At 56.5% G+C, this 15,247-nt stretch carries 12 protein-coding genes; 11 read left to right on the forward strand and 1 reads right to left on the reverse strand.

Translation table 11 applies throughout. The annotated features are described in order from the left end of the window. The first annotated feature begins 19 nt into the window (after window positions 1-19). The 10 genes from M2406_RS02505 (at window position 20) to M2406_RS02550 (ending at window position 12,170) form a co-directional block, all read left to right on the forward strand. On the forward strand, window positions 20-277 hold the full coding sequence (locus M2406_RS02505; protein ID WP_259188433.1) for a PAAR domain-containing protein: 258 nt from the start codon (window positions 20-22) through the stop codon (window positions 275-277). Then, window positions 274-1,413 carry a hypothetical protein gene (locus M2406_RS02510; RefSeq protein WP_259188434.1) on the forward strand — a complete coding sequence of 380 codons (1,140 nt, stop codon included), beginning with the start codon at window positions 274-276 and terminating at the stop codon, window positions 1,411-1,413. Before M2406_RS02505 ends, M2406_RS02510 begins: the two co-directional genes overlap by 4 nt. Continuing rightward, window positions 1,397-4,831 (forward strand): ImcF-related family protein, encoded by a 3,435-nt coding sequence (locus tag M2406_RS02515; RefSeq protein WP_259188435.1) that lies wholly within the window; start codon window positions 1,397-1,399, stop codon window positions 4,829-4,831. The genes M2406_RS02510 and M2406_RS02515 overlap by 17 nt, the downstream gene beginning before the upstream one ends. After that, the gene (gene tssA / locus M2406_RS02520) at window positions 4,831-6,423 is read left to right on the forward strand and encodes a type VI secretion system protein TssA (protein ID WP_259188437.1); all 1,593 of its coding nucleotides are present in this window, start codon (window positions 4,831-4,833) and stop codon (window positions 6,421-6,423) included. Before M2406_RS02515 ends, tssA begins: the two co-directional genes overlap by 1 nt. Before the next feature lie 27 nt (window positions 6,424-6,450). Continuing rightward, on the forward strand, window positions 6,451-8,205 hold the full coding sequence (gene tssF, locus M2406_RS02525; RefSeq protein ID WP_259188439.1) for a type VI secretion system baseplate subunit TssF: 1,755 nt from the start codon (window positions 6,451-6,453) through the stop codon (window positions 8,203-8,205). Next, complete coding sequence (tssG, locus tag M2406_RS02530) at window positions 8,169-9,254, forward strand: type VI secretion system baseplate subunit TssG (RefSeq protein WP_259188441.1); 1,086 nt, start codon at window positions 8,169-8,171, stop codon at window positions 9,252-9,254. Before tssF ends, tssG begins: the two co-directional genes overlap by 37 nt. After that, complete coding sequence (tssJ, locus tag M2406_RS02535; protein ID WP_259188442.1) at window positions 9,232-9,777, forward strand: type VI secretion system lipoprotein TssJ; 546 nt, start codon at window positions 9,232-9,234, stop codon at window positions 9,775-9,777. Before tssG ends, tssJ begins: the two co-directional genes overlap by 23 nt. Next, window positions 9,777-10,226: a type VI secretion system baseplate subunit TssE gene (gene tssE, locus M2406_RS02540; protein ID WP_259188444.1), complete on the forward strand. Its 450-nt coding sequence runs from the start codon at window positions 9,777-9,779 to the stop codon at window positions 10,224-10,226. Before tssJ ends, tssE begins: the two co-directional genes overlap by 1 nt. A 52-nt stretch (window positions 10,227-10,278) precedes the next feature. Next, window positions 10,279-10,716, forward strand: coding sequence for a DUF1283 domain-containing protein (locus tag M2406_RS02545; RefSeq protein ID WP_259188445.1), 438 nt, complete (start codon window positions 10,279-10,281; stop codon window positions 10,714-10,716). A gap of 62 nt (window positions 10,717-10,778) precedes the next feature. After that, window positions 10,779-12,170, forward strand: a complete 1,392-nt coding sequence (locus M2406_RS02550) for a VasL domain-containing protein (protein ID WP_259188446.1) — start codon at window positions 10,779-10,781, stop codon at window positions 12,168-12,170. Between the two features lie 328 nt (window positions 12,171-12,498). Here M2406_RS02550 and M2406_RS02555 read toward each other — a convergent pair whose 3' ends face one another. Beyond that, window positions 12,499-14,493 carry a choline BCCT transporter BetT gene (locus M2406_RS02555; RefSeq protein ID WP_017892340.1) on the reverse strand — a complete coding sequence of 665 codons (1,995 nt, stop codon included), beginning with the start codon at window positions 14,491-14,493 and terminating at the stop codon, window positions 12,499-12,501. 462 nt (window positions 14,494-14,955) lie between these two features. On the opposite strand from M2406_RS02555, the gene M2406_RS02560 reads away from it, so the two are divergent. Then, complete coding sequence (locus M2406_RS02560) at window positions 14,956-15,171, forward strand: hypothetical protein (protein WP_012006231.1); 216 nt, start codon at window positions 14,956-14,958, stop codon at window positions 15,169-15,171. Window positions 15,172-15,247: the final 76 nt, after the last annotated feature.

The raw sequence follows: 15,247 nt of genomic DNA on the forward strand, positions 1-15,247 counted from the left end.
GTTCAGGGAAGGGAATCTGATGAATAAAGTCATTCGCCAGGGGGATAGGCTGCGGGAACATGGCGGCAAGGTGCTGGGCGGGCACTATCAGTGTTTTGGTCAGGGATTTGCCTGCAAGGGCGACCCGGTGAGTTGTAATAAGCACGGTATGACCACCATCGCCGAAGGCAGTTCAAGGACCATGATGGATGGCCAGCCGGTTGCGCTGCACGGCCACCGTTGCGCCTGTGGCTGCACGCTGGTCAGTTCCTTCCCGGATTGCGGTATTGACCAGTGAGGCCGGTTCCTGACTATCCCGGCTATAAAACGGCCCGCCCGCCGCTCGCCGCGCGCTTGCTGTCGGCTGCGGCACTGCTGGTGCTGCTCGGTGGTGGGATTAGCGCATTGTTGCCGTTTGCACAGGGGAGAACCTCGCCGATCGCGGTCGGTATCCTGCTGTCACTGGTGCTGGCGGGTACGGGTTGGCTTATCCGCCTGCTGTACTACCGCGTCAGCGTGCATAACGCCGCTTTCTACCATCAACAGCTGGAGTATGAACAGCAGCGGTGGTGGGCACAGCACCGCCAAGCGTTCGCATTAAAAGAGGTGGTATTGCTGGGGCCCGCCGGTGGGCGCTCAACCGACTGGCTGCGCCTGCTTAAACGCGAACACCGCCAGCCGGAGGAAAAAAAAGAAGGTGGCGGCCGGGCGCTGCGCCTGCCGCAAATTTCGGCGATGGATGCCGCCGGGCGTGAAAAGCGACTGGCTGAACTGTTGGTCACCGAATGGCAAAAGCAGCGTAGCGATAAAACGTTTACTTCGCCGCTGCGCTGTTACTGGCAGGGTACAGACGCGGGCTGGCAGGCATTCAGCGCGCAGATGGCCGCTATCTTCCCAGCTTGCTCTTTGCCGCCGCACCCTGAACCCTGGCAGGGGGAAGCCAGCCTTGCAGCGATAGCGAGCGGGCTGGCAGCGGCTAAAACGGATGACGTTATGCTGATCGCGGGTTGCCGGTCGGTCGTCGCATCGCCCGGTACACCGCTTCCCGCCGGGGAGGCCGCCATACTGTGGCTGGCCGGGCAGGATGGCCCGGTGCAACTGACGCGTGGCGAAGTCTTCTCCGCGGAGGCGGGGGACGCACTGCCCGTCGTTTGCGCCCGCGCGCTGGTGCAGAGCGAGCTGAGCGCCCCTCCCGAAGCCTGCCCGATGTTCACCCTGCCAGACCTGGATGGGTTGGCACACAGTGGCTGGGACGTCAGCCTGCATCTACAGGACGCCAACTGGGGCGATATCGGCGATATCGCCGCCTTGACCCTGATATCGCTGGCGGCCATTTACGCCGCGCACCAACAACAACCGTGTGGCTGGATTGCCCGCGACCCGATGAATGCCCTCGCACTTGGAATCGTAAAACCTGATGGACAACGTCAATAAACCTGCTGCCCTGTCAGTGGCAGCCACAGCTACCGTCTGTATTGCCGTGGTCACCTTGCTGGTGCTGCTGGGCGGGCTGGCATGGTGGCTGTGGGGGACCGAAAGCGCAACGGAATGGGAGGCGCTACGTCCACTTATCGCCGCCTGTTTTATCGTCTGGGGAATGGCGCTAAGCCTGTTGGTTCTGGGATTTATGGCCTTCCGCCTGCTGATTAAGGACAAGATCAGCCCACCGGTATCTCGCCAACGTCGATCGGCACCAGAAAGCCGACGTGAAGCGGTTTACGCGCCGCTGAAAAAACACCTCCGTGCCCGCTATAATCTGCATTGGCGTTATAAAGTCCGCTTACTGTTAGTCACCGGCGAAAACGCAGCAATCGAACAACTGGTGCCCGGCCTGCAAGCCAGCCAGTGGCTTGAAGGCAATCGTACCGTTCTGATCTACGGCGGCAGTCTGACGGCTGAAGTCGATACAGAAAAATATACCGCGTTGCGCAAACTCCGCCGTGGCCGCCCACTGGACGGTATTGTCCGGGTACTGGGAGAAGGTGAGAACCTCACGCCGCAGATGAGCGACAACGATCTGCGTGGGCTGGAGAAAATCAGTGAGCTGCTGCGCTATTCTGCCCCGGTCTGGTTATGGCAGCTGTGCGGCAGTGAATGGTCGCAGGCAGGGCGTAAATCGCAGTCTGTCGGTATCACACTGCCGTGGCGGGCGATGCCGGATGAGGTGGCAACACAACTCGATAAATTGCTGCCGCAGCTGCGTGAACAGGGCATGTCACAGATTGCTGAACAGCGCCAGTATGATTTTCTGCTGCGCCTTGCCCAGCAGCTTGAGCAGGGGGAAAGCAAACGCTGGATGTCCCGCTTGACACCCTGGCTGTACAGTTCGCAACAGCGTATCCCGCTGCGGGGGCTGATGTTCAGCCCGGTCAATAAACCCGAATTCCCGAGTCAAGAAGCAGGCAAAAACGTGGCGGAAAGCGCCATTCCGGCTGCGCATAAACATGCCCTGACGTTTCCGGCAACCTGGTTGGGGGTGACGGAAGACTGCACTCGTGTGCGTGGCCGCCGTGTCGGTATGGCCTGGGAGCAGACGCTGGCATGGGGCATTATGGCTGCGCTCGGTATCTGGGGCGCCGGGCTGCTGCTCTCTTTTGCCCTGAACTATAGTCATATTTCTTCTGTAGCGAGCAAAGCCCGTTCTCTTATCGAGCATCCTTCTGTTTCTGACTCTCAACTGACGGCCCTGCATGACCTGCGTAACGATGCCGGCCGCTTGCAACATCATGTTCAGGGCGGTTCACCCTGGTATCAACGTTTTGGCCTCGATCATAACCCGCAACTGTTGAGCGCGCTGCTGCCCTGGTATGGCGTGGCGAATGATCGCCTGATCCGCGATCCGGCCAATGCTGCCCTGATGCAAAAACTGACTGCGCTGACAAACTCGGCACCTAACAGCGACCAGCGCGCACAGCTGGCGAAATCCGGTTATGACCAACTGAAAGCCTGGTTGATGATGTCCCGCCCGGACAAAGTGGATGGCGCGTTCTACGCCCAAACCATGCAAAGGGTGCAGCCGACCCGGCAGGGGATTTCCACCGGATTGTGGCAGAGCCTTGCGCCAGACTTGTGGGCGTTCTCCATATCTGGGTTGCTGGAACAGCCGCAGTGGAAAATTACCCCGGATGCGGCTCTGGTCAGCCAGAGCCGCCAGGTGCTGTTGCAGCAGATTGGTCGCCGTAATGCGGAGGGAACCCTCTACGAAAACATGCTCAAATCGGTGCGGCGTAACTTTGCCGATGTGTCACTGGAAGACATGACCAGTGGGACCGATGCCCGCAGTCTGTTCTCCACCGATGACGTGGTGCCGGGGATGTTCACCCGTCAGGCCTGGGAAGGGGGCATTCAGCAGGCCATCGAGAAAGCGGCAAACTCGCGCCGGGATGAAATTGACTGGGTGTTGAGCGACAGTCGCAAGGCAGTTTCTGCCGACCTTTCTCCGGAAGCGCTGAAAGCGCGTTTGACGCAGCGTTACTTCACTGATTTTGCCGGCAGCTGGCTGAACTTCCTCAACAGCCTGCGGCTGAATCCGGCTCATAATATCTCTGATGTGACTGACCAACTGACATTGATGAGCGATGTGCGTCAGTCGCCGATGATTGCGCTGATGAATACGTTGGCCTGGCAGGGACAAGCCGGCGAGCTGCGCGAAGGGCTGTCGGATTCCATTATCAAGTCGGCAAAAGAACTGCTCGGCAGTGAGGATAAGCCCGTTATCGATCAGCGTGCAGCCGGGCCGCAGGGGCCGCTGGATGGCACCTTCGGGCCGTTGCTAACCTTGATGGGGAAAAACCAGGTCAGCAACCTAATGTCGGCCGACAGCACGCTGAGCCTGCAAACCTATCTGACCCGTATCACCCGCGTGCGTTTGCGTCTGCAACAGGTGGCGAGTGCTAACGATCCGCAGGAGATGATGCAGACCCTGGCACAGACCGTATTCCAGGGCAAAAGTGTGGATCTGACCGATACCCAGCAGTACGGCAGCCTGGTGGCGGCCAGTCTGGGTGAGGAATGGAGCGGCTTTGGCAACACCCTGTTTGTGCAGCCGCTGACGCAGGCCTGGGAAACCGTATTGCAACCGTCTGCAGCCAGCCTCAACGCCCGCTGGAGCCGTTCAGTGGTAGCAAACTGGCATACCGCCTTTGAGGGGCGCTTCCCGTTTGCCACGAGCAAAAGTGACGCTTCCCTGCCGATGCTGGCGGAGTTTATCCGCAAGGACACCGGGCGTATCGACCGTTTCCTGACCGCTGAACTCAGCGGCGTGTTGCATAAAGAAGGCAGCCGCTGGGTGCCGAACCGTACTAACAGCCAGGGGCTGATGTTTAACCCGGCGTTTCTGAAAGCGTTAAATCAGTTGAGCCAGTTATCCGACATTCTGTTTACCGACGGCAGTCAGGGCATCAGCTTCGAATTACAGGCCCGCCCGGTACCGCAGGTGGTGGAAACCCAGCTAACGATTGACGGGCAGCAGTTGCATTACTTCAACCAGATGGCCGACTGGCAGTCCTTCCGCTGGCCGGGGGATACCTTCAAGCCCGGTGCGATGCTGACCTGGACTTCAACCAGCGCCGGTACACGTCTGTTCGGGGATTACAGTGGCACCTGGGGCTTCATTCGCTGGCTGGAACAGGGCAAGCGGAAACAGCTTGACCGCAGCCAGTGGATGATGAGTTTTACCGCTCCGGATGGTCGCACGCTGCAGTGGGTTCTGCGTTCCCAACTGGGCAAAGGGCCGCTGGCGTTGCTGGCGTTACGCGGTTTCAGGCTTCCTGAGCAGATATTCAGCGTGGATGCCGCCACTGCACAGGCGCTGACCGGCACAGAGAATTCAGCCATGGAGGGGATGGAATAATGGGCGCACTACAGAACATACTCCGCGCCTGTGGGGCAGATGAAAATGCCTTACTGGCGCTGGCCAGGGAACGTAGCGCTGACTGGGAACGCTGGCTGGCACCCATCAATGACAATGAACCGACCGGAGAAGACCCGGGCTATGACGATGATTTCCAGCGTATTCGCGAAGAGGTCAACAAGCTCTCGGGGATTGATACCGGGTTGATTTGCCAACTGGCGGAAAGGCTATTGACCGGCACCTGCAAGGATCTGCGTGTCATCACCTTCTACATTTGGGCGCGTCTGCATCAGGATGGCGAGTCCGGGCTTGCTCAGGGGCTTGAGCTGCTGGCGGCAATGCTGGCGCAGTTCGGAACCCGATTGCATCCTCGGCGTGAGCGCAGCCGCAAAACTGCCCTGGAGTGGCTTGGCAGTAGCCGTGTGACAGACAGCCTGTCTTTGTACCCGGAAGTGGATATGGCCGTCATGCAACGCATCACGGCGGCGTTGTTATTGGCCGATCAGGCACTCCAAACGTTTGCTGAGGACGCTCGTCCGGATTTGGCAGGGCTGCATCAGGCGCTGGATAACCGGCTGGTGCAGAGCGGTGGCGCTAACAGTCTGGTGCCGCAAACCAGTCGTGAAGAAACCGCTACTAAGGGGCCAGCATTATCGGCGCCGGTGATGAACGCCGTCACGTCAGGACGTGATTTGCTCGATCAGGCCAAAGTGCTGGCGAAATATCTCCGCGATCAGCCCGGTGGTTGGCTGGCTGGCCATCATCTGCTGAAAAGTGTGCGCTGGGACACACTGACGGAATTACCGCCGCTGGACGCCTCCGGGCGCACCCGGCTGGTTCCCCCCAAGCCAGACAACAGGGCACATCTCAAACGTCTGTACCTGCAAAAAAGCTGGTCTGAACTGTTGGAGCATACGGATACCCTGCTGGCACAGGGGGTTAACCATCTGTGGCTGGATGTGCAGTGGTACGCCTGGCAGGCGCTGGTCAAGCTGGATAACGACAGCGTGCGTGCCGACATCCTCTGCCGTGACCTGGAAGGGCTGCTGGCCCGCCTTCCGGGATTGGAAGCACTGGCCTTCAATGACGGCACGCCTTTCGCTGATGAAGTGACCCTGAACTGGATTAAAGAAAACGTGCTGGATGATATGCCGGGCTGGAAGGATGAGCCGGTGACGGCAACGGCGAGCAACAGTGATGATGTACTGATGCTGGAGCCTGAGGTCCTGGCGAAAGCAGACAGTGAAGGCATTGAAGCCGCGCTCAGCTGGTTGCAGGTTCAGCCGGGTTACACCTCTTCCCGCGATCGATGGCTGATGCGCTTACTGATGGCTCGGGTGAGCGAGCAGTACGGTAAAAACGAAATGGCACTGCACCTGCTGGGTGAACTCGATGTCAGCGCCCGAGAGCTGACGCTTGAACAATGGGTGCCAAAGCTGATGTTTGAGGTCAAAGCTCGCAGACTCAAACTGCTGCGTGGCAAGGCCGGGCGCAGTGAGGCGGATAAAACCCGTCTGCAGCCTGAGATGGAATCACTACTCTCCGGGCTGATTTCTCTCGATCCGGCACGCGCCGCAGTGCTGTGTGGTTAACACACCGAACAAAAAGATGATAACTCTATGGACGACTTAACCCTGCGTTATTACGACGCCGAAATGCGCTACCTGCTGGAAGCCGGTGAAGAATTTGCCCGCGCTCATCCTGAGCAGGCGGCGATGCTGAACCTCGATAAATCTGGCGCACGCGACCCCTATGTGGAGCGCCTGTTCGAGGGCTTTGCCTTCCTGATGGGCCGGCTTCGCGAAAAGCTGGATGACGATTTGCCGGAGCTGACCGAAGGGCTGGTCAGCCTGCTGTGGCCGCATTACCTGCGCACCATTCCTTCCATGTCCGTGGTCGAATTCACGCCGGACTGGTGCGAAATGAAAGAGCAGATGCGGATCGCCAAAGGTTTCGAGGTGTTGTCGCGTCCGATTGGCGAAAAAGGGACGCGCTGCCGTTACACCACCACCCAAGAGATCAACCTTCAGCCGATGTCGTTGGAGCAGGCCAGACTGACCACCGACGCGGATGGTCGCTCGGTTGTCACGCTGCGTTTTAATTGCAGCAATCTGGCAGACTGGAGCCGTATCGATCTCAGCAGTATTTCACTTTACTTCAACGCCGATGCGCCGCTGGCCTGCGCCATGCACGCCGCCTTTACCCTGAATGTGGCCCGGATGTGGCTGCGGATGCCGGGCGATATAGACAGAAGACCGCTGGATGGGCATTTCACCGCGCAGGGCTTTGGCGATGACGATACCTTATGGCCAAAAGGCAGTAGCAGTTTCAGTGGCTACCAACTGCTGCTGGAGTACTTCACCTTCCGCGAGAAATTCATGTTCACCGGCCTGCGAGGGCTGGAGAGCGTCGCCTTTCCGGCTGCGCTCCCCTGGTTTGAAATCGATGTGGTGCTGGCTGAACGTTGGGAACATGACTTCAGCTTTACCGAAAAGCATCTGCGCCTTAACTGCGTGCCGGTTATCAACCTCTTCCCGCTGGAGTCTGATCCGCTGGCGCTGAACTCCCTGCAAACAGAATACATGCTGCGCCCGATGCGCGTGCAGGACGGCCACACCGAGATTTACGCCGTGGATTCGGTGACGTCATCCAGTCAGCATACCTATGTGCCGTTCTCCAGTTTTCGCCACAAAGGCGGAATGATGCGCCACCAAGCGCCGGAATATTACTACCACACCCGCGTACGCCGTGGCCCGTCGGGGTTGCACAACACCTGGCTGATCCTCGGTGGCGAAGCCTTTGACCATCACACTGTGCCGGAAGATGAAAGCCTGTCGCTGACGCTCATCGGCACCAACGGCCAACTGCCACGACGTACGCTGCAAAGTACCGTGCTTGATACGGTGATGAAAACCACCTCGACCAGCATCGCCGTGCGCAACCTGTGTGCGCCAACGCTTCCCTGTTACCCACCGGCGCAGGACCGGTTTCACTGGCGCGTGCTGAGCCACCTCGGCAGCGGGTTCCTCTCGATGATGGATAACGCCGACGTGCTGCGCGGTACTCTGGCGCTGTATGAGTGGACGGACAGCGAGATGAACCGCCGTCGCCTGGAGGCCATCATCGACGTGAAGCACAGCGAAACCGAGCGCTTCGAGCAGGGCTATCTGGTGCGCGGCGTGCAGATTGAAGTGACCCTCGACAGCCACGGTTTTGCCGGGCGGGGTGATATCTGCCTGTTTGGCGAGATGCTGAGCCGCTTTTTTGCCCTCTATACCGATATTTACCTGTTTAACCGCCTGATTATCATTCTGCAACCGACCGGAGAGCGCCTGGAATGGGAAGAGAAGTACAACCGCCGCATTCCCGGCTGACCCCGCGGCTGGAAGCCGACCTTCACCGCATTAACTTTTACCGTTTATGCCAGCTGCTGGAGAAGCGTAATCCGGGCAGACCGCTGATGGGCTCAACCAGTCATCCCGCGGATGACCCGGTGCGATTTGCGCCGCATCCGGGGATGGGATTTCCGGTCAGTGAACTGAAAACCGTTGAATATGACGAGAACGACGACAGTAAGCCACCGCTCATCCGCACCACCTTTATGGGGATGTACGGTGTCGACTCACCGTTGCCGACGGCCTATCTCGATGACATCACCCAGCGCCGGGAAGGGCATGAAGCGCTGCAGGGCTTTCTGGATATCTTCAGCCATCGCATCCTGACGCAGTTTTATCGCATCTGGCGAAAGTATTCTTACCCGGCCACGTTCGAACCCGGCGGGACCGACAGCATTTCGCAGTCGCTGTTGGGCCTGGTGGGGCTGGGTATTCCGGGGACGGCAAATCACATCGCCACGCCGGTGTCACGCTTTCTGGCGCTGCTGGGCGTGTTGCGTCAGCCCGGCAAAACCCAGGAAGGGATGCAGGCGCTGGTGAGCCTGCTGGCACCGGACACGGCGGTGCAGGTCAGTCCGTATTGCCTGCGGCCGGTGGAAATCAGTCAGCCGCTGGGATTTTACGGTGATGAGGACTTTCTGCTGGATGGCAACACGCCGCTCGGTGATGAAGCTATGGATGCCAACAGCCAGTTGCTGATTGTGCTTTCAACGGATAACGAGCAGGAAGCGCAGGGCTGGAAGCCGGATGGTCTGCTGTATCAGGATTTGCTGGTGATGCTGCGGGTCTATCTGGGCTGGCGGTTTAAGGCAAAAATCCAGCTCAGAGTTAGTACCCGCCTGCTGACCATCCCGCCGCTGGGTGATGGCCCTTTCTGGCTGGGGATGAATGCTGTGTTGGACGCGGAAGGGGACCTGCTCCCGGACGACATCCCGCAGGCCTTTACGACGGATCTGGGCTATTACCACGGCATGAAGCCCGCCACACCACAACAAGGAAACCGACGTGTTACCTACCAATTTGACTAAAACCGTACGCTGGCAGCTCGCGCTGCTGGCGTTCAGCCTGACGGGCTGTGGGGTGACGCAGAGCGTCACGGACGGCACAAAGTCGGCCTTCACCGCCGTTTTTTACAAGAAGATTAAAATCCTGCATCTGGATTTTACCGCGCGCGAGGCGCTCAATACCGATGCCCGAGAGAGCAATTCGCTGTCGGAGCCGGTTGTGGTGCGCGTTTACCAGCTGAAAGACCGCAAAACCTTCGACAAGACGGTGTATCAGCAACTGCTGAAAGACGGCGACACCCTCCTGAAAACCGATTTGCTGGCCACCCGCGATGTGGTGGTAAAACCGGGCGGCGATGCCAGCCTCAATATGTCCATGGAAGCCGATGCGAAGTTTGTGGCGGTCGCGGGGCTGTTCCGCCATCCGGATTTGGTTAATAACACCTGGAGGCGGGTGATTGAGCGTGAAGAGCTGGACCCGGATAAGCCGCGCATCCTGGAGGCCGGGAATAACTATCTGACATTGCTACCCGCTAAGGACGATTAATGCCTCAGGGACATAATCCCCCGTCGTTGTATGAAATGCTGGTCGGCAATTTCGCCGGCGGCCTCGGCCTCCATCAGGTTAGCGAAGAAAATCAGTTCATTCTGTCGGTGCTGGACAATATGCAGCGCATCCTCAACTGTCGCGCCGGGACGCTGGCCCATTTACCCGATTATGGTCTACCTGATATGGCGAAAATCCTGCAGGGGATGCCGGGTACCTCACATCAACTGATGGGCACGCTGACATCCGTTTTGCTGAAATATGAACCCCGCCTGAAAAACGTTGCCGTGGTGATACTGGAACAGGCTCAGCCCGGTGAACTGCGTTACGCCATTGATGCAGAGCTGAAGGGCATAGGTATGGTGCGCTATGGCACCGAATTTATGCCTGAGGGGCGGGTGTTGTTACGCCATCTGAAACAACAGCAGTATCTTGATAATTCGCCGTAAACTCAAGAAAACAGAAGAGGTCAGCGCCTTTTAACTTATAGGGATATTCCAAATGAAACTGCAAACCGGCCTTAAGCTGCCGCTGTTGCTCTGCATCATGATCACCACGCCAGTCATGGCACACCCCGGACGAACCAACGCGGATGGCTGCCATACCAACCGTAAAACTGGTGAATATCATTGCCACGGCAGCAAAAGCCGACGCGTTGATTATTATGGTCAGGATAAGCAATCGGATAATAAAACGACGGTAGCCCCGGCCAAAAAAGCAAAGCCGCATTCGACTAAAAAAGAGAATGGGGTGAGTAAAACTAAAACAGGCTCGGCCAGGAGAGATAAAGGCATTGGCAACTCCAGGCCAGATCCCGTCGCACCACCACCCGATGTTCATGCGCAATGTATCAACAGCAAAAATTTCAATGCCTATTGGGAGGCTGTTACCAAGCGGTGCCTGGACAGAAGCACGGGGAGAGAACTGATTACCCCCTGAAAGAGGGCAAAACGATATGGTAACTCTCCAATTCTGTATGCAGATCAAATGGATATCTGGTCATGAATGACATTCCCTCCCGTAAAATTAAAACCGGCAACGATCCGCGAACATTGCCGGACTATGCCGCCCTGCGTGATGAACTGAGTAAGCTGACACATCCGGCGCGTCCGGATGTGAACTGGCTTTATGCCGAAAAACTCTGTCTTTCGCTGTTTGAACAAAATGGCGTGGAGCTACAGACGGCAGCCTGGTACACATTGGCCCGTACGCAATTGGCCGGGCTGTTTGGTCTGAATGAAGGATTATCCATCCTGGAAGCCCTGATCAGCCATCAGTGGGGGGCGCTCTGGCCGCAGCCGGTACATGCGCGGATGGAAATCCTCAGCGGTCTGAGCCAGCGTATACAACAGCTGATGCGTACTCTCCCCCTGAATTACAGTGACCTTAGCCAGCTTTATCTTGCAGAACAGCAGCTTGCCAGCCTTGGGGTGATATTACAGCGCCTGGAGCTCAAGCATCTGAGCCAGTTCGATACCTTGCGTACCCTGATGCATAACAGTGCCGTTCGGCTGGAAAACAGTGACGGTGCATCAGGTTCCGATGTTGTTATTCAGCCCGGTATCGTGCTGCCTGCGGCGACAATGAATGATTCAGGAATATCATCTGCAGCCCACTCTGCTATTCCGGTTGCAGAGAAAGACGCACCGGCCAGTCCAGTGAAATGGGTGTACGTAACGCAACCAGAACACCAGGCGAATGTGGAAGTACTGGCAGCGGTGCCGGTTCCGGCAAAAAAGTGGTATTTCTTTACCGCCGGGATGTGTTCCATGCTGGTGATAAGTGCGGCAACGGTGTGGGGCTGGCATGTCTTGCACCGGCCTGACCCGCTACAGACTCAGTTTGCTGCATCCCTGGCGCCGTTACCCGCAATACTCACGCCCGAGCAGTTGGATATGTTGCGTCAGCAATCTCCGTTACCACAAACTGGAATTGCACAAACACAACAGCAGCTTGCCCGGCTGGATCAATTGCCTCCTGACTGGAATATTACCTACAGTCGGCAGCTCGTAGAACAGGCTCAGGTGCTTTGGCCGGAGCAGGCTAAACCTCTGGTACAACAGTGGCAGCGGCAGTTGAACGCTGCCGGCATACCGACAGAAAACCTGAATGGCTGGCATCAAGGGATGACGAAGCTACAGCAACTGAGTGACCGGCTGAGCGGGCTGGATGAGAAGAAGGGGAAATACATGACGGTCAGTGAGCTGAAATCAGTGGTATTTTCAACCATGCAGTCATTTAACCAATCCATACCGGCAGAAGAGCAACTGCGAGCATTGTCAGCAAACCCTGCGGGAGAACCTTTACCTGTTGCTGGCAGGGCCCAACTGGAAGTGCATCTGAAGCAGCTGACCGCCCGTTATGCTGAAATAAAACTGAAAGCATCAAAATAAAAACGGTGCTAAAAATTGCAATAAATTCCGTTTATTATCGTAATTATAGCCTCTGAAAGTGGCTGCGGGGCATCAAACCCGATAACAGTGAACCACATGCCAGGGATTTACTGGAAGCAAAAACCGCCCCGGATGGGGCGGTTCAGACTGATGACAAACTCATTCCTGAATAGAGCGAGTAGAGGTCGATAAATAAAAAATAAGGAAAATCAATTCATTGATTTTCGGCTGATCACCACAAAGCAGGAAAAACCACGCTTTTTCCTGCTTTGTCAGCAACCTAAACCGCCCCGGATGGGGCGGCTGAATAGAATAGTAGCGCAGGCTACTAGCGGACCAGGTGCAGGAAGTGCAGGTGTTTCTCGTACTGGTCGAGAATATCGTGAATGATCTGTTCTTGCGTCCAGCCCATCACATCGTAATCCTGGCCCCCTTCCTTCAGGTGGACTTCACCCCGGTAGTACTTATGTTCCTCATCACGCTCTTCGTCTTTCAAGCCCGCCAGCGCAAAGGCCGGTTGAATGTAGGCCCGCAGGCGAACCTCATAGACAAAGTTCAGGTCTTCACCCAAATCGACTTCGAAACGGATACGATCGTCCTGTGAATCGTCAATCGAAGAGGTGGTATTTTGCTTGGCCAGTTCGGCTTCCACCAGCGCCATCGCCGGCTGAACCACTTCACCGACAAAGCGTTTGACCTGTGAGCGTTTAGGGAAATAGGCAATATTGCGTAAACGCCGTTGCCAAGAGATCGGATTGCGTGCGGCAGTCGGTGCAATCGTGGTCGTCGTCTGGCTGTCGCGTTTGTGGGCGTCGATACGCAAGGCTTTTAACAGCCCGTAGATTGACACCAGCAAGATCATCGAGAACGGTAGGGCACTGGCGATGGTCACGGTTTGCAGCGCGCTCAGCCCACCGGCGAGCAGCAAGGCAATGGCGACCAGGCCCATCATGCCGGCCCAGAAAATCCGCTGCCAGACCGGAGTTTGGTCGGTACCCCCGGAAGCCAGGGTATCTACCACCATCGCCCCCGAATCCGCTGAGGTGACGAAGAACACCACCACCATGGCCATCGCGATAAACGACAGAATATTAGAGAACGGGAAGTGTTCCAGGAAGTTGAACAGTGCCAGTGCTACGTCATTTTGCACCGTGTTAGCCAAATCGCGCGCACCTTCGGCCATGATCAGATTAATGGCACTGTTACCGAACACGGTCATCCACAGTAGCGTAAAGCCGGCAGGGACGAACAGCACGCCGGTAACGAATTCACGGATGGTACGTCCGCGTGAAACTCGGGCAATAAACATGCCGACGAAAGGCGACCATGACAACCACCAGCCCCAATACAGCAGTGTCCAACCGCCCAGCCAGTTACTGGACTTCGGCTCATAGGCATACAGGTTAAAGGTCTTGCTGACGATGTCAGAGAGGTAACCGCCGGTATTTTCGACAAAGGATTTTAACAGCAGCACGGTCGGGCCGAGCGCAGCCACCAGCACCAGCAGCAACACCGCCAGGCCGAGGTTCAATTCGGACAGAATGCGGATGCCTTTATCCAGCCCGGAAACCACTGACAGCGTAGCCAACCCGGTGATCACCACGATCAGAATCACCTGCACCGTTGCGTTGATCGGCAAGCCAAACAGGTGGTTAAGACCGGCGTTAACCTGCAACACACCGTAGCCCAGCGAGGTTGCGACACCGAACACGGTACCTATCACCGCAAAAATATCTACCGCGTGGCCAATTGGCCCATAGATGCGATCGCCGATAATCGGATACAGCGCGGAACGCAGCGTCAGCGGCAGGCCGTGGCGATAGCTGAAGAAGGCCAGAATCAACGCCACAATGGCGTAGATTGCCCAGGCGTGCAGGCCCCAGTGGAAGAAGGTTAGGCGCATGGCCTGTTTAGCCGCTTCCACTGTTTCCGGCGTTCCGACTGGGGGAGAAAGGTAATGCATTACGGGTTCGGCTACGCCAAAGAACATCAGGCCAATGCCCATCCCGGCGGAAAACAGCATGGCGAACCAGGATACATAGCTAAAGTCTGGCTGGGCGTGATCCGGCCCGAGCTTGATATTGCCGTAACGCGACAAACCCAGATAGGTCACGCTCATCAGGATCAATGCCACCGCCAGAATATAAAACCAGCTGGCGTTAGTGAAAATACCCAGTTGCAACGCTTTGAATTTGCGATCGGCCAACTCGGGGTACAGGGCGGCAAAGGCCACCAGGACGATGATTAAAGCGGCAGAAATAAAAAATACCGGAGGATTGATATGGCTACGACGTGCCACAATTTCAGTGTCGTTTTGGCTCATAGAATACCTTCTAGCTAGTCCGTTAGGGAATGGGGGTTAATCCTTTAAAACAGCTCCATAAAAAGTGGGCGAACGGCTGCCCGAGAAATTTAACTCGGCGAGTATAGCGAAAAAACGAGCTAATTAACATTTTTTGGTTAAAACGGCTATTTTAAGTGGTTTTATTAGATGTTTTCGCTATATGAAAAGAGGGCGCTCAGAAAAGACAATTCACTCTTTTCGAAGAGAAAAGACAGCTTGGCCGAGCAATGCCTGTATGTACTTCAATACCACTGCAGACTGCGGCTGCCGGGCGTCAGTGGTAGGAAAGAGCCTTTTAGCGGCTGGGTAGAGCAGATCATGAGAGAAACCCCTATAACAGCGGCTTGAACCAGAGGGATGTGCCGTTGGCGCTTGATCAGAGTCATACAGAGGGTAAAATAGAGCGACGCGATCGCGTTTAACTCTTTCATGGAGATAGAGATGACCTGGTATCAAATAGCATTGTGGACCATGATCTTTCTGAAGTCCGGTGCGTTTCTGGTGTTCGTTTGGTGGTGGATGTTTAAACGTGCCACCAAACCTTATGTTCGTCCGCAAGATGTTGTCATTGACGAAACGCCGGATGATGAAAATCTGACCATGGAAGAAGTGATGAAGAAACACGGCATCACCCGTGTGGAAAATCAAACTCAGTAAAAGCGACCCATGCCGAATTCCTCAGGATGAAGGCAAAAACTATCCCTGCGTGGCTTGCGGCCAAACCTGCAAGCCG

Source organism: Serratia sp. BIGb0163, from assembly GCF_024809935.1.
Lineage (GTDB): Bacteria > Pseudomonadota > Gammaproteobacteria > Enterobacterales > Enterobacteriaceae > Serratia > Serratia quinivorans.

Coding starts and splice junctions, on each gene's coding strand:
- tssF (WP_259188439.1), top strand. CDS start 6,451: ATGGACGACTTAACCCTGCGTTATTACGACGCCGAAATGCGCTACCTG.
- M2406_RS02505 (WP_259188433.1), top strand. CDS start 20: ATGAATAAAGTCATTCGCCAGGGGGATAGGCTGCGGGAACATGGCGGC.
- M2406_RS02515 (WP_259188435.1), top strand. CDS start 1,397: ATGGACAACGTCAATAAACCTGCTGCCCTGTCAGTGGCAGCCACAGCT.
- tssG (WP_259188441.1), top strand. CDS start 8,169: ATGGGAAGAGAAGTACAACCGCCGCATTCCCGGCTGACCCCGCGGCTG.
- M2406_RS02560 (WP_012006231.1), top strand. CDS start 14,956: ATGACCTGGTATCAAATAGCATTGTGGACCATGATCTTTCTGAAGTCC.
- M2406_RS02550 (WP_259188446.1), top strand. CDS start 10,779: ATGAATGACATTCCCTCCCGTAAAATTAAAACCGGCAACGATCCGCGA.
- M2406_RS02545 (WP_259188445.1), top strand. CDS start 10,279: ATGAAACTGCAAACCGGCCTTAAGCTGCCGCTGTTGCTCTGCATCATG.
- tssA (WP_259188437.1), top strand. CDS start 4,831: ATGGGCGCACTACAGAACATACTCCGCGCCTGTGGGGCAGATGAAAAT.
- M2406_RS02555 (WP_017892340.1), bottom strand. CDS start 14,493: ATGAGCCAAAACGACACTGAAATTGTGGCACGTCGTAGCCATATCAAT.
- tssE (WP_259188444.1), top strand. CDS start 9,777: ATGCCTCAGGGACATAATCCCCCGTCGTTGTATGAAATGCTGGTCGGC.